Source organism: Bacillus sp. FSL K6-3154, assembly GCF_040869395.1.
Lineage (GTDB): Bacteria > Bacillota > Bacilli > Bacillales > Bacillaceae > Bacillus > Bacillus safensis.
Genome location: NZ_CP152033.1, coordinates 119,506 through 141,800 on the forward strand (window position 1 = coordinate 119,506; position 22,295 = coordinate 141,800).

A 22,295-nucleotide genomic window follows, 5' to 3' on the forward strand; every position below is an offset into this window, starting at 1 on the left:
CTGCTTTCTCTTTTTCATTTATCGTGCGGCTTTTTGTACATTCACAAGCCCGGCACCATAATAAAAAGGTTCTCCAAGCTTTGTCGCCGTTTTTGACAATCTCTCGCGTACTTCATCGTTTGTCAGATTCGGATGTTTTGATAGAATGACAGCCGCAGCGCCCGCTACATGCGGTGATGCCATTGACGTTCCGCTCATGTAGCCGTATTCGTTATGAGGAATGGTGCTCAGCGTTGAAACGCCTGGTGCTGAGACTTCGATTTCCTCGCCAACAGATGAATCAAAGGCTCTTTGCTTTTTTTGGTCAACAGAGGCAACCGCCATCACTGAGCTGTATTTAGCCGGATAGTCAATTGTATTGAGAGAGCCATAGCTTCCTTCATTACCTGCTGAAGCCACAATGAGAATCCCTTTATCATACGCTCGATCTACCGCTTCTTTCAGCGCCTCAGATTCACTTGCTCCCCCCATACTAATATTGATGACATCCATGTCATTCTCAATGGCCCATTCAATCCCTTTTATGATCCAGCTATAGTAGCCGTCACCATTTTCATCTGCCACCTTGACAGCATAGATAGAAGCTTTTGGCGCAACACCAACGACACCTACCTTATTATCTAATGCGGCAATTGTGCCTGCCACATGCGTTCCATGTTCATGCGGATCAACAAGCGGATCAGACTCTGCCGGTACAAAGCTCACCCCGCCGGTGACATGTAAATCCTCATGTTTACCGTCGATGCCGCTGTCAAGAACGGCTACTTTGACATTCTGTCCAGCGTATCCTTGTTTATGTACCTTTTGTGCTTTGATGCTTTTGATGCCGTATGGAACAGTTTGACCGCTAGTTTTTGCTTTTTGGTCTTCCTCGATGAAGGTCACTTCTTTTGCTTCATTCAGTTTCTTTTTCGAAGTCTCATTCAATGACACTTTCATCATATCTATTTGCTCTATGGATTCTTTCACATGCCCGCCAGCTTCTTCTACAAGCTGTTTTTGGGTTTTGTCTTGAACGGAAGAAGAAAAGCCGATCATGTACTCTTTTTTTGCTTGCTCCTTTGCAGAAATATCTGACGCGCCAAACATGACCGATGCCACAAGCACACTTGCCATACAAAGCCCTGCTCCAAATGACTTGACGTTCACGATACTCACTCTCCCTTTCGTTTCTTTTTGTCATTTAACTACATTTTTAGACAAAAAGAAACGACCGTTTGTCCTATTTTTTAAAATTTTTCCATTTATTTGATCTAGTTGTCACAAAAAAGCAAAATAAAAATGCTTATGATCCTCTTGATAGTGATCATAAGCATTTCGTCCTTTATGTTTTTTCATCATATGCTGCAAGGCTTCTTGTTTTGTTTTTGTCTTCCTTTCGTGTGTGCTAAAATGCGGCATGTTTCCTCTCGACAGTTCTGGATTTCGGCTGTGCTGCCTTTGGATATGCTCTCGTTTTTTCTTTGCTTTGCTTTTTCCCATTTGGCAAAACCCCTTTCGTTGACGTTATGATACACGATGTTTCATAAAAAAGATAGACGTATACACGTCTATCTTTCTGTTTTCACCATATCAAGATGCGGAATCCCATCTTCATCATAAACATCTGAGACGGCCTTGAAACCAAATGATTCGTAAAATGACTTCAGGTAGGCTTGCGCCTGTATTTTGACAGTTGTTTCACCTAATTCACTAAGCTTTTCTAAAGCCTTGATGAGCAGCAGCTTTCCATAGCCTTTTTTCCGGCCCGCCTGCGTCACAAGAACGCGGCCGATGGACGCCTCTTTGTACATGATCCCGTTTTGGAAAATTCGGCAATACGCCACAATGACGCCGTTCTCTTTTGCGATGAGATGAAGCGCTTCTTGGTCCCTGTGATCAATTTCAGGGTAAGGGCATGTTTGTTCTACAACAAACACGTTGACTCTTTCCATGAGAATTAAGTAAAGATCCTCTTTTGACAATTGTTCAAATGTGTGACATGTCCATTTAATGTGACTCATGATTGATATCCACCTTACCGTACACTCCGCCTCCACCAGCGATGAGTCCGACTTCGCCCTTCCTTGCTTTGATGATGTAGCCCGCTGTCTTTTCTGGCAGAACGGCTTTTAGTTCTTGTTCTGTTGCTTGATGTAAAATATTCATCTCTGTGTGAAACACGGCTTTTAGCTTCTCCAGTGTTTTAGGTCCAACTCCCGGAATAAACTGAAGCGGAAGCTGATGAACATAAGGAGGTCTCATTCTTTTTTCACTTTCTTGGTCAGCAAGCTCTTCTAAACGTTCACTTACTCCTTTTGTCATCCGTGTATGTCCGCATACATGGCACTCTTTTTGATCTGGTGCGTGAGGTCTAACCCCGCATTTCTCGCAGGTCGTATGATAATACTTCCCAAGCCGCGGAGCAAGTCCATAATTTCCTGTGACAGCTCTGCCATCTTTTTCTTCAAGGGCTAGCTTGAATTCGGCAAAAGAGGCATGATCCATTTTGATTTTTGTATATTCCCGCGCGATTTTCCCTAAAGAATGAGCATCTGAATTCGTTAAAAAGGGATACCGGTTCAGCTCACTCAACTGGGACGCCATTGACGTATCACAGCTAAGACCAAGCTCAACAGCATCAATAAGGTCAGGATCAAATACTTCCGTTAAAGAAGTGTTGACCCCTTTGCCGTATAGACTTTTATGCGGCGTAAAAATATGAGCAGGAATAAACAAACCTCCCAGCTCCTTAACCTTACGCTGAAGTGTTTTCCCATCAACATAGAGGCGCTGTGAACTCAAATGCACATTTTTCATATGAAACGAAAGCCATGCGGAAAACTCAGACATTTTGTGTAGTGTGGGCATAAATGCCAGCACATGAATCGGTCCCTTTGAATGGTCATCATTGATTTCTAATTCACTGCCTAAAAGCAGCACTGTCTCTCCAAATGATAGACCGCCGTCATTTAGTTCAGTGTACCTGCCTTCCTCTACACCTTCTATTAATTCTTCTAGGACTTCTGGAGATTGTGCATCAATCACACCAATCATCCCCATCCCTTTACTTTCTGCTGCTTCAATAAGAATTTGATCAATTGTCAGTGACCTTGCACCTGTAATTTTGACAGCTCTGCCTGTTCTTGTTCTGCCAATATGGATATGGATGTCTGCAAAAAATTCCTTCATTTTGTTGACTCAAGTACCTCTTGCAGTTGTAAGTACTGAATGGCATAGGCTGTTTTTGCATCATAAATATGCTGCTCTTCAATGAGGTGCAAGGCTTCTTCTAATGAAACTTCCATTACTTCGACAAATTCATCTTCATCCAGCTCTCTTTTTTCTTCAAGCGGAACTAGCTGATCTGCTAGATAGATGTGAACAATTTCATCTGCAAAACCAGGTGATGTATAAAAGGCCGTCAGCTTTTGAAGCTGCTGAGTTGTATATCCTGTTTCTTCTTCTAATTCTCTTAATGCTGTATGTGCCGGCTCTTCCCCTTTTTCTAGTTTTCCGGCCGGAATTTCAACGATGGCTCTCTCTAGTGCTTTACGGTATTGTTTGACCAAGATGATTTTATTTTCATCTGTACGTGCAATGACGGCTACTGCACCAGGATGTTTAATGATTTCGCGTTTGCCTTGTTTTCCATTAGGCAATTCTACATCTTCAAGAACCAAATCAATGATTTTTCCGTTGTATAATTCTTTAGACGATAATGTTTTTTCTTCAAAGTCCTTCAATTTTGTCAGCTCCTCGTTCTACTTTCACTTTTTACTTCATTTATTTTAACATAGATGATTTAAGAGAAGCGAAAAGCGAAACGCTTGCTTCAATGCGCCATTTGAAATCACCTAGCTTGAATTCCTGATTTTTTTCACTTAATGTGAAAGGATAGGAGTGTGATGGAATTGAAAAAAAGACGAATTGGCACCTCAGATCTCTTAGTGAGCGAAGCGGCACTAGGATGCATGTCTCTTGGGACGGAAAAAGAAAAAGCGCTCTCTTTATTAGATGAGGCCATTGATCTCGGAATTAACTATTTGGATACAGCCGATTTATATGATTTTGGGACAAATGAGGAAATTGTCGGGGAAGCCATTAAAAACAGACGGCAGGATTTGATTTTGGCGACAAAAGGCGGCAACCGCTTTGAAAAAGGCAAACCGGGCTGGGACTGGGATCCTTCAAAAGCGTACATAAAGGAAGCAGTAAAACAAAGCCTCAAGCGGCTTCAAACAGATTATATTGATTTATATCAATTGCACGGAGGCACGATTGATGACCCCATTGATGAAACGATTGAGGCTTTTGAAGACTTAGTAGAGGAAGGCGTAATTCGCTATTATGGCATTTCATCTATCCGTCCAAATGTCATTAAAGAATATGCCAAAAAGTCCAATATCGTAAGCGTGATGATGCAATATAGTTTACTCGACCGCCGCCCAGAAGAATGGTTCTCTCTACTTGAAGAACAAAGCATTAGTGTCGTCGCAAGAGGCCCTTTAGCGAAAGGATTATTAACTGAAAAGCCACTTTCTCAAGCAAGTGCAGCGATTCAAAAAAACGGCTATCTTCAATATTCATTTGAAGAGCTTCAGCAGATCATTCCTTCTTTAAAGAAAATCGCTTATGACCTATCACTCACTGAACTGTCCATTCAGTATATACTGAAACATTCTGCGGTCAGTTCCGTTGTATTTGGTGCAAGCTCAGTGGATCAGTTAAAAGAAAATATAGCAGCAGCAAATGCACGTTCATTAAGTGACCAAGAAGTTAAAGCATTAACTTACTATACAAAACCATCTGTGTATGAAACGCACCGGTTCAAATAACAAAAAAGATCATATGATGTAATCTCTCAGATTGTAGAAAAACTCATGTTTTTCTACAATCTTTTTATTTTAGCGTATGTATGATACTAGTGTTTCTCTATTAAAAATGAGGAGGGGCTAAAAGCCCCGTTGTCCTTATCTTGCACTTTCATAATATGCATAATTTCCAGATTTGCCTTTAAGATAAAATGTAGTACCAAAGCGACTGAAACTATTTGCAAAAGAACCATTATCTGAATACATACATAGTCGATTACTTGCGCCTTTAAAAGGGGTTACAGAACAATCTACAATTGAAGTAGCCTTTGTACTCAAATCAGCATTCGTTAAATCATTTGTAGCAAGAGCTTGTCCAGAAACAGGTAAAAGCAATCCTAAAGATAAAGTGACTCCAGCCATTGTTTTTCTCAATTTCATGTGAATCATCTCCATTCCCAATTTTTGTAATACACCTTCATTATAAGGAGAATAACCCTCTATCAAAAGGGTCTTAAAGACCATATTTTCAATAAAAAGGAATTTAAATAATTCAATACTCACCTTTTTACTTCTATCTTAAACATAAGTTATGGGATTTCGTTCGTTTGACTGTAGATATCATACTGTCACCATTCTGAAATGAAGTGATATGAAGAGGGAAGAAGTGCTTTTTCTTTAAGCACTTCTATGTTTCTGCTGTGGATCTATCTTAAAATGATGGTATGAAAAAAGAGAGCATCATCGCCCTCTTTTTTAGCTTTTATACTTTCTCCAGTCTAAATGGCTTTCATCTAGCAGCTCTGAAAAGCTTTTGTTTTTTTCTTTTTCTTTCTGCTGCCGAAGGAGGTCTTGTCGTTTTTGTTCTTCTCTTTTTTCTGTTTCGACGGCAAGGTTCTGCTTCATTTGAAGAAGCTGCTGTTTGACATCATCGTTTATGCCGTCCTTTAATTTCACTTGATCTTGTTTGGTCTTTTTCATTGTGCCTCTCTCCTTTTGACTTAGTGTATCGTCCGTTTTATTTTCTGAGCAAGAGGCACGCCAATCTCCCAAGATGTGGTATGATCGTCATAGAAAAAACTCCTGAAAGGAAGAATCGGCTAGATGAAGAAATGGATCGCTATATTTGCCTTCATATTATGTCCACTCGCTGCAATCGGCATTTTTTTCACCAATAAAATGATGTATATTCGAAAATTAACGGATGAAGAGCTCATCAAACGAGAATCAGATGGAGGCCATTATCATCATGAGGAATTTCAACAGCTTAAAAAAGAGAAAGTGTGTATTCCTTCAGCATTTGGTTATGATCTCCATGGCTATTTTGTGCCGTATCCACATACAACACGCACAATCGTCCTTTGCCACGGTGTTACAGTCAGCTTGATTAACTCCGTTAAGTATATGAAATTATTCCAAAAGCTCGGATGGAATGTGATGCTTTATGATCATAGGAGACATGGAATGAGCGGCGGGAAAACCACAAGTTATGGATATTATGAAAAAGAAGATCTAGCAAAGATCGTAAAGTGGCTCAGACAAAAACTCGGAGAAAGTGCCCTCATTGGGATACACGGAGAATCAATGGGTGCAGTCACGACCTTGTTATATGCTGCAAAGCCAGAAGCAAACGCCAATTTTTACATAGCAGACTGCCCTTTTGCTTCTTTTGAGGACCAGCTTCTTTATCGATTAAAAACAGATTTTCGCCTTTCAGGAGAGTGGATTCTTCCACTAAGTGATCAAGTGTTAAAATGGCGGGATGGATACCGCATCCGGCAAGTTTCCCCTCTTGATGTGATTGATCAGGTGAAAGAACCTGTACTTTTTATTCATAGCCGCCATGACGACTATATCCCCTGTGAGCAAAGTCAGCAGTTATATGCACGAAAAAAGGGTGACAAACAGTTATTTATTGCGCCACACGGTGCGCATGCAATGTCTTTTAGCGAAAATAAGGAAGCTTATGAGCAAGAAATTCAAGCATTTCTTCAAAAATTTGAATTGAATGAAAATAAAAGAGGAGAATGAACAGCAGTTCGTCCCCTCTTTTTGAGCTAACTTATACGATAGTCACCACTGTTGTATGGTGTCTGCCCGCAAGCTCCATATGGCTCTCTTCCGATTGCTGCTGACTCATGACCGATAATCCTGCAGTTGCTGCCAATAAAAGAACTATCAAACTCGTTTTCATATAAATGACCCCCATTTTGGATTTTTGATATGGCTTGAATTTTCCTTTCGTAAAACCGGGTAGATACTTCAAACAGTCCAAGCTCATTGTAATAATGAGCCGCATCAAGTGCCAATTCCTCAATATCTGGGTATAAGCGCTTGTCCTCGAGCAGGTCTAATGTATCGTCTATGATTGTTATGTCTGCATCAACGTATAATGCTTTTAAGAACTGAAATTTGCAGATGTAAATTTCATCTTCTAATTCACAGGCCTTCATAATACCTTGTTGATAGAGGGTTAACGACTCTTCTATTTGTTTTTGTTTAAACAGGATTTGTGTCAGCATAAATAGTGGGTCTAGAGAGCGATTAAGATGGGTTAAATTCTCCTTTTCAAACACTTCAATAGAGTCTTTCAGATAACGGCTTGCTTCCGCAAGATCGTTCATTTGATAATAACAGTTACCTAAGTTGAAAAGGGCCGAACCTATGACTCGAGGGTTTCCAATTGAGCGTGCTCGCTTTAGAGCATTTTTAAAGTAGGGCAATGCATGTTCATAGCATTTCAAATCATCATAGTTTGCACCAATGACAAATTCACAGTGGATGATTCTCAGCGTGTACGTTCTGTAGGCAGAATACGTATCTAACGCTTGCAAGGCATAGTGCATCGAAAAGTGGGTTTGTTTCATGTGGTAGTAAATTTCTGCTAATTTAAAGTAAAATTCTGCTCTTTCTATATCATCTGATATGAGATTGAGCTTTTTTTCTGCTGAGCGGTAATAAGCAATGGCACTTAAATAGTTTCTCTGTTCAAATTCAAACATTCCTGTGAAAAAATGAACATAGTATTCAAGCATATCCGTTAATTTCGTTTGTGAATGTTCAATCGTTTCTAGCAAATTCTTAATCTCTTCATCATTCGAGGCTTTCTTTGCCGGTTCAAAATATTCAAGCATCACCTTGTGGCGAAAATCCATCAGCTGGTAAAACAATAACAAGTTTTGATCCTGCTCCATCTCCAGGATTTCCTGCTCGATCTCCGCCTTCAGCTTCTCTGCTTTCATCACATGAAATCCGCAAATCTGCCTATACCATTCGTTTATTTTGATTCCAACCTGAGGCGATGACAGCTTGAGCTTCAATTCACTTTAGCACCTCCCTTCCCATATACGATACATGTTGTATTCTATCACATTTCCTCGAATGGAAGAAATATGAAATGTCATTTTTCGCAAAGTTTTCGGTATCCCGCAATTAACGCTACAAATGCCTATTTTTCGGCATTTACAGCCATTATTTTTTTATTTCCAGCTTGCTCATTTTGTCGAATTGTTTGTTGAAAAACGGCTTTTTCCGTTCCCAAAAGATCATTTTCCGGATTAGACAGCCGTGCGGTTTGATGAGATGATGAACGCACGAAAAAAACCCTTCCGAAAAAGGGCTTTTATAATACATCTGTTACTTGGTCCATATTCTCTTTGATCCAATTGACAGCTAATTCGAGGGTTGGAAATTCTTCTGTTTCAAATGTGACTTCATCTTGAAGAAGCCAAACGTCCTTTTTCACCGAATCCATTCCACCTATTGACCAGTGCAAAAGGCTATAGGGATGATTGTTATTTAAAAACGACACCCATGTTTTATTTTGTGCCGTATTTTGTATCACTTTTAGCTTTTGATCCACTACATTTCCACCTTACTTTACAAGTATACCCATTCTCGGGCTGAGTATTTGTTGAGGACTTTTCAACATGAGTGTGTTGGCTTTTTCGTTAAAATCAATCGTCATTTCCTCGTCAAAAAAGACCTTTTGTGCTGTGTGTATGTACAGCTTAAAGAGCTGATTATGCTTGAGTTCTTCCCATTCGCCTGTTCTTTCACCTGTAAGCCAAATCATTGGGACACCGCTTACCGCACAGCCGCACCCATCTGAATCATATCGAAGGAGCAGTTCTTTTGTTTCATGCCCTGCTTGTTGTTTTGTAAGGAACGCTGCTGCTGGTTCTGTTATATGAATATACATGCCGAACATCCTTTTTTCGTTGATTGTTACATTGTAACATATCAGTCATCAATTAAACATGTTCACGCCCTGTTAGCTCTTATGTCTGATCATTTGTCTTTAACTGGTCTGACCAATTGTACGCTTCTTGTTCAATTTCTTTAATGAGCTCATCTTTTCCTTTGATATAACTTGCCATATCTTCAGGATAGGCTTTTGCCAATTGACGCTTTTTATCTGCATAGGCTTTGGCACGATCAGGTGCAGCTTTTAAATAATCTCGGAACACCAAATGCCTTTTTACATCATCATGTCCGGCTTCATAGGCGTGAACGTGATGTGTTCGGTTCAAGCCGCCTTTTCTAAAAAAACGTCTTCCCTTGAGTCCATTTTCTCCGAGCGGTTCATATCCAAGCTGGCGAAACAGGTGGTTACACTCATCTAAGGTGCTGATATGCTTCACCTCTAGCAAGATATCAATAATTGGCTTAGCCGCCATTCCTATGACTGACGTACTGCCAATATGGTGGCCATATACCCAGTTGTCGCCAACTATCTTTTTCAGCTTGTCATGCTCATCTTGAAATTGTTTTGGCCAGCTCGATTGGTATTCAATCACTTCCACCTTTCGAAGCATCAAACGTTCCATCTTTGTTAACATCAGCTTGTTTTCCACCTGCAAACGGGCCTTCTGTTTAAACCCTAGTTTTTCATAAAGCTTGATTGCTGGTGTATTTGCCTCTGCTGTTGTGAGCTCGACTGTTTTTTGATACTGGATAATGGATTGCAGGAGCGCTGTCCCGATTCCTTGATTGACATGATGTGGGTGCACAGCTAACCGGCTGAGGATGATCCGATCATCATGCAGTTCATATGAAGCGATTCCTAACAAATGCCCCTCTTTTTCAAAGCCTATGAAAATCTCATCTGTTTCTATTATGTCTTGAACCGTTTCTTTTAAGGGCGGTAAATCTTGATAGCCAATTTGTTCTGCCTCCCGCTGATATGCAGCCAATTGGATATGTAACAGCTCTTTCGCTTGTTCTTCATTTTTTTGATCCAGTCTGATGATCATGCTTTCGCCTCCAGCTTTTTCACAAATAGCACCCGGTCTTCATGAATGCCGTCGTAATCTGAAAAAACTGAAATACCATCCACTGTTTTATCTCCCTTTTCTATCTGAAAACCGAGCTTTGTATGGTAAGCAATCGAGACTTTATTGACAGGAGCTGTAATAGCCTTAATCGTTGTTCTTCCTTCCTTTTCAGCCGCTTCATAAAACGCTTGATAGAGAATTTTGCCAATCTTCAATTTCCGGTGGTCTGGATGTACCCCAACAAAGTGAATATACGCTTCATTTGAATGCGATTGCGATAAAAAACCGACTAGAAAGCCGATCAGTTCACCTTTTTCAACAACGACAAAACTTGTTTGCTGAAAATGTTCGAAAAATAGCTTTGGCAATTTCGCGCGTAAATCTCTGCCTCCCCACCAGCTTTGAATGACGGATGTGACCGCATAAAAATCTGACGGCTTCACTTGACGTATCATGATGGCCTCGCCCCTTTTCATTTTTAGCTGTACCGCTCTTTTTTCACAAAAATCAACTGTTTCAATAGTCTACCTGTCTGATCAATTGTTTGTAAAGGTGATGTATCAGCCTTTTTTCCTTTCAGCTTTGTTGGTTCTTCGTTCTTTTGCTGTCATCTCCTTTTAAATCTTCACACTTATTTCAAAAAGTTCACTTTTTATGCGAAAGATCCATTCTTTTGTTATGTTAAAATTGTTCATATAAGAAATGTACCAAATGTTTATTGGAGATGATGATATTGGTTTGGATTGTTACTTCACTTGTTGTGTTTAGTCTTTTAAAGCTGCTTGTCACTTCGCTGCCTTCGGGTGTTGTTGAACGCCTTTTTAGTCGTTATGCGGTGCATGCAAAAGTAACAAGTGATCAAACAACGATGACGTTTCAAGGACGTCCACTCGATGATCAGCAAACATCCGAAATTATTCAACATTTTAATGATGCGATCTTTATTGAACGCTATTATATTTATCCTGGTGACGAAGAGCGTTTTCTTCATCCGCAGGAAGGGCCGGCGCCGCTTACCATGCAAACAAAGCTTGGCAAGCATGATGTAACCCTTTATCTGTATCATTACGATGACCACGTGGATGTGGTGCGGCAGTTTACCCATAAGCCTAAGAAAAAACTAACGGCCTATCGTTTGCGTTCTGAGCCGCTCCAAACATCAAATAACTTGGCACATGCTTAAAATGACTCATTTTACCCAGATGAGACGAAGTGGAGACACTTCGTCTTTTTTGTATGGATTTACACTCTTCTCTTTGAATGATTTACCAGTATCAATTTCACCTTCTGGCGGTTAAAATGTATACAGAACATACGTTCTAAGAGGTGAAAATCATGAATGAACGAGCCATTCTGCTTGTGGATATGCAGTCGTTTTATGCGTCAGTCGAAAAAGTGGAGGCTCCCCATTTGAAGGATGTGCCGCTCATCGTCTCAGGAGATCCCGAGCGGCGAAGCGGGGTCGTACTTGCAGCCTGCCCGCTCGCTAAAAAACGGGGCGTACAAAATGCATCAAGATTATGGGAAGCAAAGGAGAAATGCCCTGAAGCCGTCGTCGTACGTCCACGTATGCAGCGCTACCTTGATGTCTCTGTCATGATGACAGAACTGCTTGAACAATACACAGATCTTGTCGAACCCTATTCAATTGATGAACAGTTTCTCGATATTACGGGAAGTGTGACACTACTCGGTTCGCCGCGCGAGATCGCTCAAAATATACAAACGACCATTATGAACCAGACAGGCATTTACGCACGTGTTGGGATTGGCCCTAATAAAGTGCTCGCTAAAATGGCCTGTGACCATTTTGCTAAAAAAAACAAATCTGGCATCTATGAACTTCGTGCAGACCGGGTTGCGGCTGATTTATGGCCGCTTCCGATTGGAAAATTATTTGGCGTCGGCAAACGGATGGAGCACCACTTAAAACGAATGGGCATCAGTACCATCGGGACACTTGCTACTTATCCGTTAGACCGGCTAAAAAAACGCTGGGGAATCAACGGGGAGCTTCTGCAGCGAACTGCTTTAGGACACGACCCTTCCCCGGTCACTCTTCACACACATGATCAGCAAAAAGCGGTTGGGCATCACATGACCCTTCCCCATGATTATGCGTCCTTTGAGGACATCAAAGTCGCCCTTCTTGAATTGAGTGAAGAAGTGGCAAGACGTGCGCGCTTTAAGCATTATGTTGGGCAAACGGTGTCTGTTGGCGTAAGAGGCGCTGATTTTTCTCATCCGACTGGATTTCATAGACAAATCAAGCTCCATTCCCCCACACAGTACGGGAGAGATATTGCAGAAGCAGCTATTCAGCTATGTCAGCAGCACTGGGACGGCCAGCCCATTCGCAGTGTAGGTATTACTCTCTCGCAGCTGCAGCCTGACAGCCAATATCAGCTGAGTTTATTTGATCACCATTTCAAAAAAGACAGACTCAGCAAAGTATTTGATGCGATCCATATGAAGTATGGACCTGCTGCACTCTTGCACGCCTCGTCACTAACAAGCGCAGGACAGGCGTATCACCGCGCCGAAAAAATTGGTGGACATTACAAATAACGGAGGCGAACAGCCATGAATCCCAATAAATTAACACCTGGATACAACATCATGTGGGAATCAAGCCGAATGATGCTCCCAGAGCACCGTGAACAGCTGCTTGCTCAAAAACGAAAGAAAAAAGAATACACACCTCCTCCGCTGAGCACTGATCAACTAGAGGAAATGAATTTTTTGATCACACAGTCGATTACAGAGGACCAAGCGATTTGCGTAACATATGCTGCAGCAGGTATGAAACAGCAGTTTTGGGGCTGGGTGAAAACCATTCATTATGAAACGCAGCGCATAAAAATCGTCAATGATGAAGATGTTCTCCACCTGTCCTTGCAGCAAATTGTCGCGATTGATCTTGATTAAATTGTCTTTAAGTGATCGTACGAATCAGCATACTAAAAGACATAGAAGCACCGGGAGAAAAAAACATGCTCTCCAAATTTGCGAGCTATTCGGGCCTCCTCTGCCATATGACGGATGTCTCCTCCATCAAATTGTGTATTTAATTTGCACAATTTTTCATGTATGATTGGAACATCTTAACACTCAGGGGAGAAACATCATGAAAAATAACTTACGTACTTTACATCCACTTAGTTGGACGATCATCATCGGCACCATATTCGGCCGAATGGCGACGTCCATGAGCATTCCTTTTTTGGCCGTTTATTTGACACAAGTCAAAGGGGCTTCAGCTTCTTCAGCTGGGTTAATCATTGCCGTCAGCTCCCTTATTGGGATCGTGGCGAGTTTTTACGGCGGCTATGTTTCTGACCGAATCGGCAGGAAAAAGGTCATGCTTCTATCCATCTTCGGCTGGACACTTGTCTTTGTTGGCTTTGCGTTTGCAGATGCCATTTGGGTCTTCTTTCTCATGAACGCTTTAAATGGACTGTGCCGGGCACTGTTTGAACCGACGTCTAAGGCACTCTTATCTGATGTCACCCCATCAAGTATTCGGTTGTTTGTTTTTAATTTACGGTATACGGCCATTAATATCGGGGTGATCTTTGGTCCGCTGCTTGGCTTATATCTCGGGTCATCGAAAACAACGTTTCCATTTCTTGTCGCTGCCTTCATTTATTTGTTATATGGATTAACACTGGCCTGGCAATTTCAGAAGCATCCAGTTGCTGCTCCAGAAAGTACGAAACAAATCAGCGTCAAAAAAGCCCTTTCCATTATCCAAAAAGATACGGTCTTTAGCATCATCCTCATCGGCGTTACCTTATGTTCGTTCGGGTATTCGCATTTAAGCTCAACGCTGCCTCAATACTTATCAGCGTCACCTATGATTGAGGATGGTCCTAAACTGTTTGGATATCTTTTATCTTTAAATGCAGTGGTTGTCATTGTCGTACAATATCCGCTCATCATGATTGCGAAGCGCTACTCCACCATTTTGTCGCTGACCACCGGAAATATTCTTCTTGCCGGCAGTTTGTTTGCCATTGCTTTTTCACAAAGTCTCGGCATGCTTGCTTTCATCATTGTCGTGTTTACGATTGGGGAGGTTCTGCTGTTTGCGATGATGGATCTTTTTGTAGACAATATTGCAAAGCCTGAAGTGAAGGGATCGTACTTTGGGGCGATGGGATTTTCTCAGCTCGGCAGTGTCATCGGACCATTTGTCGGCGGACTGTGCATTGACTATTTTGGCGCAGCCCATCCCCTCTCCATTTTTACGGTCTTGTCAATGATCACCATCGCAGGCGTTCCATTCTTACTCATTGGATATTACCGTCTAAAAAAGCGATCGGCAGCAGCCATAGCTGTTAAAGTAAGTGGAGATCATTAAAAAAACCGCTCTCTCGTTTGAGCGGTTTTTTCTTTATACCCGGCGGATGGCGATCTCTTCCACCTTATGCTGATCCCCTTTTTTCAAAATGAGATCAGCCCGATATTTTGTCGGTAAAATATTTTGATATAAATTAGGGCGGTTCACGGTATTCCAAATGGTGCTTGCCATTTGATCTGCCTCTTCATCCGTCAAATCTTTATATTGATGAAAAAAGGATTCAGGGTCTTGGAAGGCTGTTTCCCTTAACAAACGAAATCGTTCTTTATACCATGATTGAATTTGCGTTTCAGCGGCGTCTACATAAATCGAAAAATCAAAGAAATCGGATACAAACACACGCGGTTCATCCTTCAGATCATCCAGCGCTGGTGATTGGAGCACATTGATTCCTTCAATAATGACAATATCCGCATCCTCTACTGTTTCATACACCCCTTCAAGCCGGTCATAGGTCAGATGCGAATATACCGGGGCATGCACAGTTTGTTTACCTGATTTTAATTCATTCAAAAAAGACAGCAGGGCTTTGACATCATAGCTTTCCGGGAAGCCTTTCTTTTCCATCAGCCCTCGATCCTTTAATTCTTTTTGAGGATATAAAAAGCCATCTGTTGTCACAAGACTCACCTTCAGCCCATCTCCAAGCCTAGATAAAAGCGTTTCAATGATACGAGCCGTTGTGCTTTTCCCGACAGCTACACTTCCAGCAATCCCAATTAAAAAGGGAATTTTGGCATGATGCGGGTAGTTTAAAAAGGCATTCACATGCTGGTTTTTTTGTTTTTCTGCAAAGACATGTAATGTCAGAAAACGAATAAGCGGTATGTAAATATCTCGAACTTCTTCAAGCGATAAATAGTCATTTAACCCTTGCAGCGCTCTTGCTTCCTCTTCTGAAACAGATACCGGCATATATTCTCCAAGAGCTGCCCAGGCCTCTCTCGTATGGCGCGTGTATAGCGTATTAAAATCTAGTCGCGTGTCACTCAAAGTCTTTCCCACCAATCTTCACTAAACTCGTAACCCAAAAAGACGATAATCCGATTGTAGCTTAAAATGAAGGCGCTGTCTTTATTTTTCAACGAAAGTTTGTTTGTTTTGCGAAAAAAAGCATTAAAAAAAGGAATATGAGGGTAAATAAGAGTATTCAGTACGATAGATAGAAGGGAGCACACTAAATGAAATATGTGATGATTGGCGGAGATGCAGCTGGAATGAGCTGCGCTATGCAAATATATAGAGAGGATCCAAATGCATACATTGTCGCTTTTGAAAAAGGAGAGATTTTCTCATATGGACAGTGCGGACTCCCCTACTTGATCGGCGGTCTCATTGATGATCACAGAAAGCTGATCGCACGCAGTGCTGAAACCTTTCGTGAGAAATATGGAATTGACGCCAGATGCTTACACGAAGTGACCTCCATTGACCCAGAGCAAAAAACAGTGTCGGGTCATCATACGAAAACAAAAGAACCCTTTACAGAAAGCTACGACCGCCTCTTAATTGCGACAGGAGCAAGCCCTGTCACACTGGATTTAGACAGCCAGCCATTAGAAGGCGTACACGTATTAAAAACCATCCCGCATGCGCTGTCCATTTTAGACCATTTAAAAAAGGACATCACACATGTCACGATCATTGGCGGTGGATATATCGGCCTTGAAATGGCTGAAAATTTAAAAGCGCTCGGAAAAAACGTACATATCATTCAGCGGGGAGCAGCACTCGGCCCGGGCTTTGACTCCGATATGGCAAAATACCTTAAAGAAGAGGCTGACGCCAAGGGCATTCACGTATCGCTTGGAGAAACGGTACAGCAATTAGAAGGCAAGTCACATGTCACAGCTGTTATCACAGACAAACAAACCATTCAAACAGATATGGTCATCATGGCCATCGGTGTCACTCCGCAAACCTCCTTTTTACATAATACCGGAATCAAGCGTCTTCAAAATGGCGCTATTGCAGTAAATGAATACATGCAAACCAATATAAAAGACATTTATGCTGCCGGTGATTGCGCTGCAACCTATCACCGCATCAAAAAATCACTGGATTATATTCCGCTCGGCACAACTGCGAATAAACAAGGGAGAATCGCAGGCTTTCATATGACAGGGACAAACCGGGCGTTTCAAGGCGTGACTGGAACAGCCGTCATGAAATTTATGGACGTGACAGCGGGACGAACAGGCTTATCAGAAAAAGAAGCAAAAGAGGCGGACATTCCTTTCTCCGTCATCACCATTGATAGTACAGATCACGCGAAGTATTACCCAGAAGCACAGAAAATGAAAGTGAAACTGATTTACAGAAGCGATGACCATACTTTGCTTGGTGCCCAAATCATCGGCAGAAACGGTGTAGATAAACGGATCGATATCGTGGCGGCTGCCCTTTACCAAGAGCTGACCATAACAGATCTTGAAGATTTAGATATTAGCTATGCACCGCCGTTTAACAGTGTATGGGACCCGCTTCAGCAAGCGGCAAGACGGATATAGAAAGTGTCACAATGAAGCCATACCTCAAAAAAAGAAACCAGTTCAAAACTGGTTTCTTTTTTATTATTTTTTCATCATCGCTTTTCGTGCTACTTTTTCAAATAAAAATGGGAATAACTGATACAATTTGCTGCCAGCATTCATCCAGCCAGGCAGATTAATCTCTCTCTTTTTCGTCATCATGGCAGATACGACCTTCCCTGCCACCTTGTCCGCACTCAGCATCATAAAATCAACGTTCTTCACATATTCACCGCTGCGGTCAGCGATGGTAAAGAAGTCTGTGGCAATTGGTCCTGGGTTGACCGTCGTCAAGTGAATGCCTGAGTCTGCCAGCTCCATTCGGAGGCTGTTTGAAAATCCAAGAACGGCATGCTTTGATGCGGAATAAATCGCTGATTTGGGTGTCGCAATCTTTCCTGCCTGGGATGCGATATTGATAATATGTCCCTGCCCTCTTTGTTTCATCTCAGGGATGACCTTTTTCGTGCAGGCGATTAAGCCAAACACATTCACCTCAAACATCGACACCATTTCCTCTATGGAGGCATCTTCGACGAGATCGAATACGCCAAAGCCGGCATTGTTGACCAAAATATCGACCGGCCCCACTTCTTCATACGCGCGATCAATGTCCTCAAGCTGGCTGACATCAAGCTGAGCGATGTGACACACCCCGCCAGCACTCATAATTTTTTCTTTCACACTAGTAAGCTTTTCCACTCGTCTTGCTGAAATAATGACCTCTGCGCCTTCTTCTGCTGCCAAGTACGCCATTTTTTCACCAATGCCCCCAGATGCGCCAGTAATCCAAATCCTTTTTCCTGTCAATCGCCCCATGTGTCTCACTCCTTAGTTTGCTCTGTAATAGACGATTCCGTCTTTTTGCATTTCTTCAATTCGCCCATCCTCTAAGAGCACATCCAGCTGCCCGACTGTCTCAGACATCGTTAAAAACAAGGCCTCTTCATACATCACAGGAAATAGCTTGCGGCAAAGATGAAAAGCCGTCATTTCTTTTTGTTTAAGCAGCTGATACATCGTATTTGCTCGTTTCTCTTGTTTCTTAAATCTTTCTTCAATCAATTCATGGTGGGACGTGATGAGCTGACCGTGTCCTGGATAAATCGTCTTGATTGGCAGACGCAATAACCGATTGAGTGATGCTTTATATTGAAGCAGTGATTTTTGACGTTCCTCGCCCTCATCCGGTGCTTCCATTAACGGATTTGAAGAAATGGTCGTCAAAAGCAGGTCGCCGCCAATAAAATTCCCCGTTCTTTCATCTAAAAAGGAAAGATGAGACTGTGCGTGTCCGGGTGTTTCCATCACAAAGAAGTGTTCATGCCCGCTTAAACGATCACCTTCTTTTATGATCTCATCTACATGTGAAGTACAAGAATATGTATAAGATTGCTTCACCATTTTTTCACACTCATTTTGCCGAAGCGGGACACCTAACTGCTGAAAAAAAGGAATCATAAAGTCCACTTGGCGCTGCTTAAACACTGGATCCTGACTAATATACGGCTCATTTAGCTGGTGTCCGATCACACGGACATGAGGTTTCATCAGATTTAACAGACCGACATGATCTGCATGATGATGGGTCAGCACCACCTGATCAATATCGTCTATCGATAAACGATGTTCTTTTAATTGCGTGACAAAAGCATGCTCTGCCTCTTCTGTCATCGGCCCGCAATCTACTAAGGTTACGGCCTCTCCTTTTAATACATATGCATACACATCCCCAACAGCAAACGGCGTCGGGATGGATAATTGAATGATGTCTTCTTTCACTTTTATACGTCATCTCCTGCTTTTTGACTCATGATTGTGGGTACTTAAGCCTTCTTACTTCATTGTATCTTGCAAAAGGCAGACTGTCATGCGGTTTAGACGGGCAATTTTTTTAACTGCCCCTATTGACATAAACTTGTCCATCGTTGCATAATGAACAACAAATATATGATGCGCGATGACAAGGATTAGTAAGCAAAATAATGATGCAAGAGAGTGAGGTCCGCCGGCTGAAAGACTTCACCATCCTCTTATTTGCTGAACCTGCCCTTTGAGCTGTTAGGCAAACCTAAACGTTTCCCGCGTTAAGGGACTAGAGCTGAGTATGCATGTTTGCATGCTAATTGAGGGTGGTACCGCGAAAAACCTTTCGTCCTTTTCAGGCGAGAGGTTTTTTTATTTTCTACAAGGAGGAGCAGCTTATGAGTAAAATTGGATTTATCGGTGCAGGCTCAATGGCAGAGTCTATGATCAAAGGTTTATTAAAAAGCGGGATGATGTCGAATGAAGATATCATTGTCACAAACAAAACGAATGAAAAACGATTAGAGGAATTACAGGCGCGTTATGGGGTCAAAACGGATTTCGCTCGATCCTTTATTTATGAAGAAGCGGATATTCTCGTTTTTGCCTTAAAACCGAAGGATGCAGAAAGCGGAATTTCTGAAGTCCGTCCTCATTTACATGGACAGCTGATCATTTCTATTTTAGCGGGTATTTCTATTGAAACGATTCAACACTATGCTGGCGGAAAGAGTGCAGTCGTTCGTGCGATGCCAAATACATCAGCGGCGATTCAGCAGTCAGCAACTGGTATTGCCGTAAGTCATGAAGTGACAGAGGAGCAAAAGAAAAAGGCCGTCGAGCTGTTTGAAACGATCGGGCATGTCACAGTATTAGATGAATCGCAGCTAAATGCTGTGACAGCCATCGCAGGCAGCGGCCCTGCCTTCATTTATCATTTGATTGAAGGAATGGAGCGAGGTGCTTCAGAACTTGGAATGGACCAAGCAACTGCGAAATTACTCATTTGCCAAATGATTGCGGGCGCCGCTAATATGCTTCAAGACAGCGGAAAAGAGCCGGCCGAACTGCGCAAAGAAATCACAAGTGAAGGTGGAACAACAGAAGCCGGCCTGAACACACTGGCTGCCTATCAATTTGAAGAGGCCGTTGTCGATTGTGTCAAAACAGCCACTAAACGCGCAGCAGAATTAAACGAAATGTTTTCAGCAAGTACGTATAAATGAAATTGAAAAGCACCTGTTTTAATACAGGTGCTTTTTCACTGCCTCATTGACATGATGGCTTTGATTTGATCCAGATGATGTTGTTCATGTAAAGCGATGGTTTCAGCTAATACTTGGACGGTCATCACTCCTTCTTCCGGATGCAGACCTGATTGTTCCCATATATCTTTTTCTAATAGCCGAAGCGTGTTGTTTCTTCTCTCTTTCATCCGTTTGATCAATGCTTTGATCTCCTCTGCGTTATACCATTCATACGCTCTTTCTTGCACATACATTTCAGGATCATATGATTGAAAGGGCTTGTGATGATCTGATATCGCCTGCTCTATCCGCTCTGACCAGACTTCTTCTGTGTCATACAAATGCCCGGTGAGCTGCTTAATTGACCATTTATCCTCCCCTAAAGATCGATCCAGTGTATAATCATCACAAGCCTCCACTAGCTTCTCTAGTTCACTCATACTTTCCTGAAGCGATGTGATGATGTCTGTTTTTGTTAATTTCCCAGTTTCCATTTAATTTTCTTACCCCCTTCAAATAAATATAAGTCTTCTTTAATATCATTTTCTATTTATTAAATAGAAGCCCTATCATCAAGATAGAGCTCTTCATTACATCTACTTATTTTTTCTCTAATAAAGCATGAATCGTTGATTCTAGCAATTCTGGCAAAATGCCAAAAGAGAACGGGACGTGCAGCCGCTCTGTCCATTTGTGCGGGTCCTTTCCTAGTGGACCTACGTTGATGACTGGAACGTAAAGGGCTTCCTTTTCTCCTTGCGGTAAAGAATAGCCTTTTTGGTAAAGCGGCATATTGGTTGTATAATGACCTACTTCCTGCTTCTCGAGCTGTAAGTAACTTAAATCAGACAATCCCGGGAAATATTTCACTTCCTCTACTTCAAGTCCATATACCTCTTTTGCCTCTTTTTGAATCTTCTTGAATGTCTTCTGAATATGCGGATCTTCTGTTGAGGACACCGAAGGGTAAAATGGCGGACTATAAAATAGAACAATCAGCGGGCCTTCTTCCTTACATAGCGTCGTCAGCTCCGAGACAATTTTCGTTGAAAAATCTCGATCTCCAAGTTCACCTCGGTTGGCGAATGCATAATTGACAATGCGCTCGACTTCCTGTTCACCAGAGCGTTCTGCGGCTTTTTGATACAGCTCGTGATACGTAAGAACCGTCACCTGAGTGTCTATTGGTGTAAAGTGTTTAAAGCGCTGAAAGTCAGCTGTTTTCTGCTGAAGATTGGCCTCGATTTGGTCTGCTGCTTGTTTCGCAGTTTCATAGAGAAGTCCGTGCAGTTCTTCACTTGAACGTTTCATCATGAGCACATTAAATAAAGATACGGCTGTGTGAGGTGTTTGAACGGAATAGGCTTCTTTCAAGTCCTTTTGCATTAAGTTCGTTGGAGGCGGTGTTACTTCACCATCTACTTCCTCACAATAATCACTATTGAGCTCTAACAGCCTGTTTAGTTCAGATACCATATAATTCGCATTTAAGCCTGAGAAAGGCTCTCCTACATGTGTTTCAATCCCTTTACAGAAAAATCCGGCTAATACCTTTCCTATACTGCCTGTATACATATAATGATGTTCATCCCCTGGATACTTTTCAAACATCGGCTCACTGTTTAAACACGCGCTATAGTCAAGATCATGTTTTTCTTTAAGCTCTTTTAATTTCGGCACAGCCTCAAGCATTCCTTGTGAATTCACTTCTTCATCAGGAACTGTGACGAGCAGGACATTTCCATCAAATGTTCCTATCATCGCTCTTTCCAGCATAGAAAGCTGCACGGTGAGACCTGCTTTCATATCCATGGCCCCTCTTCCAAACAGCCAGTCGCCTGAAGCAAGGTCCTCTCTTGCCTTCTTTGGAAGAAGCTCACTTTTTTGCGAAAAGGAAGCCATTAACTCCTCAGGCTTGCATGCCATGTTTTGAAATTCGCCGTAATCTTCTGTATCGACTACATCAAAGTGACTAAGAAGCAGCACGGTACGCCGCAGCGTACTGCGCTTCACAAGTGCCGTTAAATAATACCGGCCATCTTTCATCGGAAGCAAAGCCAAATGATCAGGGTTCTGCTCAAAATAAGGCCGCTCCCTTAGCAAATAATATAAATATTCCGCTAACGCGACTTCTCCTGTTGTACCTGATATGCTTTCATACTGCATAAGAGCTGTCAGGAGCTCCCTTAGTTCACTCTCTGTTTGCCATTTCATCCGTTCTCCCCCTTTGATGTCTCTATCTCTCCATTATACAAAAACGTGTATAAAAGCTATATTCT

Annotated in this window: 26 protein-coding genes and 1 other annotated feature; of the genes, 8 read left to right on the top strand and 18 right to left on the bottom strand. The window is 42.0% G+C overall.

The features are described from left to right. Window positions 1-18: 18 nt before the first annotated feature. The 5 genes from MHH61_RS00695 to MHH61_RS00715 all read right to left on the bottom strand — a co-directional run bounded on the left by MHH61_RS00695 (window position 19) and on the right by MHH61_RS00715 (window position 3,725). Window positions 19-1,149 (bottom strand): S8 family peptidase, encoded by a 1,131-nt coding sequence (locus MHH61_RS00695; RefSeq protein ID WP_080708052.1) that lies wholly within the window; start codon window positions 1,147-1,149, stop codon window positions 19-21. Window positions 1,150-1,260: 111 nt separating this feature from the next. Continuing rightward, window positions 1,261-1,482: a hypothetical protein gene (locus MHH61_RS00700; protein ID WP_024428056.1), complete on the bottom strand. Its 222-nt coding sequence runs from the start codon at window positions 1,480-1,482 to the stop codon at window positions 1,261-1,263. A 68-nt stretch (window positions 1,483-1,550) separates the two neighbouring features. Beyond that, the gene (locus MHH61_RS00705) at window positions 1,551-2,003 is read right to left on the bottom strand and encodes a GNAT family N-acetyltransferase (protein WP_024428055.1); all 453 of its coding nucleotides are present in this window, start codon (window positions 2,001-2,003) and stop codon (window positions 1,551-1,553) included. Continuing rightward, window positions 1,990-3,171, bottom strand: a complete 1,182-nt coding sequence (locus MHH61_RS00710) for a TIGR00375 family protein (RefSeq protein WP_125587272.1) — start codon at window positions 3,169-3,171, stop codon at window positions 1,990-1,992. The genes MHH61_RS00705 and MHH61_RS00710 overlap by 14 nt, the downstream gene beginning before the upstream one ends. After that, window positions 3,168-3,725, bottom strand: a complete 558-nt coding sequence (locus tag MHH61_RS00715; RefSeq protein WP_024422878.1) for an NUDIX hydrolase — start codon at window positions 3,723-3,725, stop codon at window positions 3,168-3,170. The genes MHH61_RS00710 and MHH61_RS00715 overlap by 4 nt, the downstream gene beginning before the upstream one ends. Before the next feature lie 168 nt (window positions 3,726-3,893). On the opposite strand from MHH61_RS00715, the gene MHH61_RS00720 reads away from it, so the two are divergent. Continuing rightward, the gene (locus MHH61_RS00720; protein WP_125587271.1) at window positions 3,894-4,817 is read left to right on the top strand and encodes an aldo/keto reductase; all 924 of its coding nucleotides are present in this window, start codon (window positions 3,894-3,896) and stop codon (window positions 4,815-4,817) included. Window positions 4,818-4,952: 135 nt separating this feature from the next. Here the strand turns inward: MHH61_RS00720 and MHH61_RS00725 are convergent, their stop codons facing one another. Together MHH61_RS00725 and MHH61_RS00730 are read right to left on the bottom strand one after the other, a co-directional pair. Beyond that, entirely contained in the window at window positions 4,953-5,357 is a 405-nt protein-coding gene (locus MHH61_RS00725) for an antimicrobial peptide LCI (protein WP_241218603.1), read from the bottom strand. A gap of 192 nt (window positions 5,358-5,549) precedes the next feature. Beyond that, the gene (locus MHH61_RS00730) at window positions 5,550-5,774 is read right to left on the bottom strand and encodes a YqkE family protein (protein WP_025093024.1); all 225 of its coding nucleotides are present in this window, start codon (window positions 5,772-5,774) and stop codon (window positions 5,550-5,552) included. Window positions 5,775-5,897: 123 nt separating this feature from the next. Here MHH61_RS00730 and MHH61_RS00735 point away from each other — a divergent pair, with 123 nt between their 5' ends. After that, window positions 5,898-6,824 carry an alpha/beta hydrolase gene (locus tag MHH61_RS00735; RefSeq protein WP_125587270.1) on the top strand — a complete coding sequence of 309 codons (927 nt, stop codon included), beginning with the start codon at window positions 5,898-5,900 and terminating at the stop codon, window positions 6,822-6,824. 26 nt (window positions 6,825-6,850) lie between these two features. Here MHH61_RS00735 and MHH61_RS00740 read toward each other — a convergent pair whose 3' ends face one another. From MHH61_RS00740 to MHH61_RS00765, 6 genes are all read right to left on the bottom strand, one after another. Further along, complete coding sequence (locus MHH61_RS00740) at window positions 6,851-8,113, bottom strand: tetratricopeptide repeat protein (RefSeq protein WP_024428051.1); 1,263 nt, start codon at window positions 8,111-8,113, stop codon at window positions 6,851-6,853. A gap of 128 nt (window positions 8,114-8,241) precedes the next feature. Further along, window positions 8,242-8,388, bottom strand: a complete 147-nt coding sequence (locus tag MHH61_RS00745; RefSeq protein WP_157840128.1) for a hypothetical protein — start codon at window positions 8,386-8,388, stop codon at window positions 8,242-8,244. Between the two features lie 27 nt (window positions 8,389-8,415). After that, window positions 8,416-8,655 carry a YqkC family protein gene (locus MHH61_RS00750; RefSeq protein WP_024422884.1) on the bottom strand — a complete coding sequence of 80 codons (240 nt, stop codon included), beginning with the start codon at window positions 8,653-8,655 and terminating at the stop codon, window positions 8,416-8,418. A 12-nt stretch (window positions 8,656-8,667) separates the two neighbouring features. Continuing rightward, the gene (locus tag MHH61_RS00755; protein WP_024428050.1) at window positions 8,668-8,994 is read right to left on the bottom strand and encodes an iron-sulfur cluster biosynthesis family protein; all 327 of its coding nucleotides are present in this window, start codon (window positions 8,992-8,994) and stop codon (window positions 8,668-8,670) included. Window positions 8,995-9,073: 79 nt separating this feature from the next. Then, the gene (locus MHH61_RS00760) at window positions 9,074-10,048 is read right to left on the bottom strand and encodes a GNAT family N-acetyltransferase (protein WP_125587269.1); all 975 of its coding nucleotides are present in this window, start codon (window positions 10,046-10,048) and stop codon (window positions 9,074-9,076) included. Continuing rightward, window positions 10,045-10,524 (bottom strand): GNAT family N-acetyltransferase, encoded by a 480-nt coding sequence (locus MHH61_RS00765; RefSeq protein WP_125587268.1) that lies wholly within the window; start codon window positions 10,522-10,524, stop codon window positions 10,045-10,047. Before MHH61_RS00765 ends, MHH61_RS00760 begins: the two co-directional genes overlap by 4 nt. A 278-nt stretch (window positions 10,525-10,802) precedes the next feature. Here MHH61_RS00765 and MHH61_RS00770 point away from each other — a divergent pair, with 278 nt between their 5' ends. The 4 genes from MHH61_RS00770 (at window position 10,803) to MHH61_RS00785 (ending at window position 14,432) form a co-directional block, all read left to right on the top strand. Beyond that, on the top strand, window positions 10,803-11,252 hold the full coding sequence (locus MHH61_RS00770; protein WP_024422888.1) for a YfmQ family protein: 450 nt from the start codon (window positions 10,803-10,805) through the stop codon (window positions 11,250-11,252). A gap of 152 nt (window positions 11,253-11,404) precedes the next feature. Further along, complete coding sequence (locus tag MHH61_RS00775; protein WP_125587267.1) at window positions 11,405-12,637, top strand: DNA polymerase IV; 1,233 nt, start codon at window positions 11,405-11,407, stop codon at window positions 12,635-12,637. A gap of 15 nt (window positions 12,638-12,652) precedes the next feature. Beyond that, complete coding sequence (locus tag MHH61_RS00780) at window positions 12,653-12,997, top strand: YolD-like family protein (RefSeq protein WP_024428046.1); 345 nt, start codon at window positions 12,653-12,655, stop codon at window positions 12,995-12,997. Window positions 12,998-13,196: 199 nt separating this feature from the next. Then, on the top strand, window positions 13,197-14,432 hold the full coding sequence (locus MHH61_RS00785; protein ID WP_024428045.1) for an MFS transporter: 1,236 nt from the start codon (window positions 13,197-13,199) through the stop codon (window positions 14,430-14,432). A 33-nt stretch (window positions 14,433-14,465) separates the two neighbouring features. Here the strand turns inward: MHH61_RS00785 and coaA are convergent, their stop codons facing one another. Further along, window positions 14,466-15,425, bottom strand: coding sequence for a type I pantothenate kinase (gene coaA / locus MHH61_RS00790; protein WP_024428044.1), 960 nt, complete (start codon window positions 15,423-15,425; stop codon window positions 14,466-14,468). 188 nt (window positions 15,426-15,613) lie between these two features. On the opposite strand from coaA, the gene MHH61_RS00795 reads away from it, so the two are divergent. Further along, on the top strand, window positions 15,614-16,942 hold the full coding sequence (locus tag MHH61_RS00795) for a CoA-disulfide reductase (RefSeq protein ID WP_025093018.1): 1,329 nt from the start codon (window positions 15,614-15,616) through the stop codon (window positions 16,940-16,942). A 63-nt stretch (window positions 16,943-17,005) separates the two neighbouring features. Here the strand turns inward: MHH61_RS00795 and MHH61_RS00800 are convergent, their stop codons facing one another. Together MHH61_RS00800 and MHH61_RS00805 are read right to left on the bottom strand one after the other, a co-directional pair. Further along, the gene (locus MHH61_RS00800; protein WP_125587266.1) at window positions 17,006-17,782 is read right to left on the bottom strand and encodes an SDR family oxidoreductase; all 777 of its coding nucleotides are present in this window, start codon (window positions 17,780-17,782) and stop codon (window positions 17,006-17,008) included. Window positions 17,783-17,794: 12 nt separating this feature from the next. Further along, window positions 17,795-18,745: an MBL fold metallo-hydrolase gene (locus tag MHH61_RS00805; RefSeq protein ID WP_125587265.1), complete on the bottom strand. Its 951-nt coding sequence runs from the start codon at window positions 18,743-18,745 to the stop codon at window positions 17,795-17,797. A gap of 169 nt (window positions 18,746-18,914) precedes the next feature. Next, window positions 18,915-19,126: a binding site (T-box leader), on the top strand. 41 nt (window positions 19,127-19,167) lie between these two features. Between MHH61_RS00805 and proC the strand changes: the two genes are divergently transcribed. Continuing rightward, window positions 19,168-19,995, top strand: coding sequence for a pyrroline-5-carboxylate reductase (gene proC / locus MHH61_RS00810; protein ID WP_024428040.1), 828 nt, complete (start codon window positions 19,168-19,170; stop codon window positions 19,993-19,995). A gap of 35 nt (window positions 19,996-20,030) precedes the next feature. Here the strand turns inward: proC and MHH61_RS00815 are convergent, their stop codons facing one another. Together MHH61_RS00815 and MHH61_RS00820 are read right to left on the bottom strand one after the other, a co-directional pair. Then, window positions 20,031-20,510: a DinB family protein gene (locus tag MHH61_RS00815; protein ID WP_125587264.1), complete on the bottom strand. Its 480-nt coding sequence runs from the start codon at window positions 20,508-20,510 to the stop codon at window positions 20,031-20,033. A 106-nt stretch (window positions 20,511-20,616) separates the two neighbouring features. After that, on the bottom strand, window positions 20,617-22,230 hold the full coding sequence (locus tag MHH61_RS00820) for a M20/M25/M40 family metallo-hydrolase (RefSeq protein WP_125587263.1): 1,614 nt from the start codon (window positions 22,228-22,230) through the stop codon (window positions 20,617-20,619). Window positions 22,231-22,295 lie beyond the last annotated feature (65 nt).

Excerpts from the sequence above, each read along its gene's own strand:
- MHH61_RS00700 (WP_024428056.1), bottom strand. The coding sequence starts at position 1,482 with ATGGGAAAAAGCAAAGCAAAGAAAAAACGAGAGCATATCCAAAGGCAG.
- MHH61_RS00705 (WP_024428055.1), bottom strand. The coding sequence starts at position 2,003 with ATGAGTCACATTAAATGGACATGTCACACATTTGAACAATTGTCAAAA.
- MHH61_RS00710 (WP_125587272.1), bottom strand. The coding sequence starts at position 3,171 with ATGAAGGAATTTTTTGCAGACATCCATATCCATATTGGCAGAACAAGA.
- MHH61_RS00730 (WP_025093024.1), bottom strand. The coding sequence starts at position 5,774 with ATGAAAAAGACCAAACAAGATCAAGTGAAATTAAAGGACGGCATAAAC.
- MHH61_RS00735 (WP_125587270.1), top strand. The coding sequence starts at position 5,898 with ATGAAGAAATGGATCGCTATATTTGCCTTCATATTATGTCCACTCGCT.
- MHH61_RS00755 (WP_024428050.1), bottom strand. The coding sequence starts at position 8,994 with ATGTATATTCATATAACAGAACCAGCAGCAGCGTTCCTTACAAAACAA.
- MHH61_RS00760 (WP_125587269.1), bottom strand. The coding sequence starts at position 10,048 with ATGATCATCAGACTGGATCAAAAAAATGAAGAACAAGCGAAAGAGCTG.
- MHH61_RS00765 (WP_125587268.1), bottom strand. The coding sequence starts at position 10,524 with ATGATACGTCAAGTGAAGCCGTCAGATTTTTATGCGGTCACATCCGTC.
- MHH61_RS00775 (WP_125587267.1), top strand. The coding sequence starts at position 11,405 with ATGAATGAACGAGCCATTCTGCTTGTGGATATGCAGTCGTTTTATGCG.
- MHH61_RS00780 (WP_024428046.1), top strand. The coding sequence starts at position 12,653 with ATGAATCCCAATAAATTAACACCTGGATACAACATCATGTGGGAATCA.
- MHH61_RS00785 (WP_024428045.1), top strand. The coding sequence starts at position 13,197 with ATGAAAAATAACTTACGTACTTTACATCCACTTAGTTGGACGATCATC.
- MHH61_RS00795 (WP_025093018.1), top strand. The coding sequence starts at position 15,614 with ATGAAATATGTGATGATTGGCGGAGATGCAGCTGGAATGAGCTGCGCT.
- MHH61_RS00800 (WP_125587266.1), bottom strand. The coding sequence starts at position 17,782 with ATGGGGCGATTGACAGGAAAAAGGATTTGGATTACTGGCGCATCTGGG.
- proC (WP_024428040.1), top strand. The coding sequence starts at position 19,168 with ATGAGTAAAATTGGATTTATCGGTGCAGGCTCAATGGCAGAGTCTATG.
- MHH61_RS00815 (WP_125587264.1), bottom strand. The coding sequence starts at position 20,510 with ATGGAAACTGGGAAATTAACAAAAACAGACATCATCACATCGCTTCAG.
- MHH61_RS00820 (WP_125587263.1), bottom strand. The coding sequence starts at position 22,230 with ATGAAATGGCAAACAGAGAGTGAACTAAGGGAGCTCCTGACAGCTCTT.